The sequence below is a fragment of the Actinoplanes sp. NPDC051633 genome, from assembly GCF_040681735.1.
Classification (GTDB): domain Bacteria; phylum Actinomycetota; class Actinomycetes; order Mycobacteriales; family Micromonosporaceae; genus Actinoplanes.
This window is the reverse complement of the sequence record NZ_JBFAZH010001231.1, coordinates 1-2,215: the sequence shown is the minus strand read 5'-3', so window position 1 is coordinate 2,215 and position 2,215 is coordinate 1. Positions and strand designations below refer to the sequence as shown.

Genomic DNA, 2,215 nt, shown 5'->3' with positions numbered 1-2,215 from the left:
CGGCTGGGAAGATCCTGGAGATCAGCTGACCAGGAACGAACGTTTGGCCAGGCCCATCCAGAAGCCGTCGATCGGCTGGTCGGGCGTGCCCTCGGGGTCGCTCGCCGCGCCGAGGGTGAGGAACATCGGCGCGAAGTGCTCGATGGTCGGGTGCGCGTACGGCATGCCCGGCGCCCGGCTGCGGAAGTCGGCCAGCTCGTCGACCGCGCCGCGGGCCAGCGTCTCGGCGGCCCAGGCGTCGAACTCGCGCGACCAGCCCGGCGCCTCCGCGTCCTCCCGCCAGTCGCGCAGGAACGGCAGGCCGTGCGTGGTGAAGCCGGAGCCGACGACCAGAACGCCCTCGTCGCGCAGCGGCGCGAGCCGGCGGCCGATCTCGAGCAACCGGTCGGGCTCGAGGGTCGGGAGTGACATCTGCAGCACCGGCACGTCGGCGTCCGGGTACATGACGGTCAGCGGCACGTACGCACCGTGGTCGAGCCCCCGGCCGGTCCGGGTCACCGGCTCCGAGTCGGGCATCAGCTTCTCGACGCGCGCGGCCAGCTCCGGCGCACCGGGCGCGCGATATTGCACCTCGTAGTAGTGCTGCGGGAAGCCGCCGAAGTCGTAGACCAGCGGCACGGTCTCGGTGGCGCCGAGCAACATCGGCGCCGACTCCCACTGCCCGGAGGCCATCAGGATCGCCGTGGGCCTGGGCAGGCCCGCCGCCAGCTCCTGCAGCTGGGACACCCACCGAGCGTTGTCCACCAGCGGCGGCGCGCCGTGGCTGAGGAAGAGGGCGGGCATGCGGGTCATGGCGGTGCCTCCGTTGAGACTTCAACAATCAGCGCTCAGCGTACGTCTATTTATTTGCTTCGTCAAATAAATCGCGGAACCGGCCGTCCCAGCCGCCGAGCACGGGCGCCGGATCGACCCCGAGCGCCCCGGCCAGCAACGCGCCGTAGACATCGCGGAAGTCGACCGTGTGCTTGAGGTCGCCGTCGTCCAGGTCGGTCAGGCTGGGCGGGTCGCCGTGCAGGCCGCCGTGCACGCCCTTGCCGAGCACGAACATCGACGACGCGGTGCCGTGGTCGGTGCCGTCCGAGGCGTTCGCCTTCACCCGGCGGCCGAACTCGGAGTACACCACGATGACCACGTCGCGGTCCTTCATCCGGTCGGCGAACGCGGCGAGGGGCTTGTCGAGCTTCGCCAGGATCGCCTCCTGCGCGCCTCTCTCGTCGGCGTGGAAGTCGAAGCCGCCGAGCGACACCGAGTAGACGCGGGTGGCGGCACCAGCCTCGATGCACTTGGTGACCAGGGCCAGCTGGGTGTCCAGCGGGGGAGCGGCGCCACCGGTCGCCGTTCCGGGGCTGTCGTCATCGCCCGGGTCGACCTCCACGTCCGCCATCAGGTCCTGCACGCGGATCAGGTCGGCGAAACATGATGCCGCCCGTGCTTGCGCGGCCGTCTCGCCGGCCTGGGTGCCGGCCAGCGCTTCGAGCGTCGCGGGCGTGAGGACCTTGGGCAGCTTGAGCGCGCCGCCGGGTATCGTCGCGCCCGCGCTCCTGGCCCCGGCCAGCAGCGGCGGCAGCACCGGCTCGAACGACACGGCCAGCCGCGGGTCGCCGCCCGCGCCGTCCAGCCAGCGGCCGAGCCAGCCGGTCCCGACCGGATGGTCCGGTGAGCCGGTCTGCCAGATGTCCATCGAGCGGAAGTGGCTGCGGTCCGGCTTCGGGTATCCGACGCCGCGGATGACGGCGAGCCGCTTCTCGCCGTACAGCCGGTGCAGGCCCTTGAGGCCGGGGTTCAGCCCGAAGGCGTCGTCCAGGCGCAGCACCTGCTCGGCCGGGTAGGTCATGCCGGGGCGAGCGGCGGCGTAGGCCGGATCCGCGTACGGGATGACGGTATTGAGGCCGTCGTTGCCGCCGTAGAGGGTGACCAGCACGAGGGTCTTCGCGCCGGCCGGCTTGTTGTCCTGGCGGAAGTCCAGGATCTCGCTGAGGACGTAGGCGGTGCCGCCGAGCGCGAGCGCGCCGCCGGCCACCACGCCGCTCGCGGTGAGGAACTTGCGCCGGGTCAGGGTGTCCATGCGTATCTCCTCAGTGGACCGTGTACTCGGGGGTGGCCAGGGCGAGCGCGAGCAGGCGCCGCGGCTCCTTGATCGGGGTCAGCGCGGCGCGGGTGCGGTCGGTCCAGGCGTCGACGACCAGCACCCGGGCCAGCACGTCCAGGCGGTCAC

At 72.0% G+C, this 2,215-nt stretch carries 2 protein-coding genes; both read right to left on the bottom strand.

The window, feature by feature from the left end; all coding sequences use genetic code 11:
- Positions 1-21: 21 nt before the first annotated feature.
- Entirely contained in the window at positions 22-792 is a 771-nt protein-coding gene (locus tag AB0M20_RS39385; RefSeq protein WP_364306143.1) for a class III extradiol ring-cleavage dioxygenase, read from the bottom strand.
- 46 nt (positions 793-838) lie between these two features.
- Positions 839-2,065, bottom strand: a complete 1,227-nt coding sequence (locus AB0M20_RS39380; protein WP_364306141.1) for a DUF1501 domain-containing protein — start codon at positions 2,063-2,065, stop codon at positions 839-841.
- Positions 2,066-2,215: the final 150 nt, after the last annotated feature.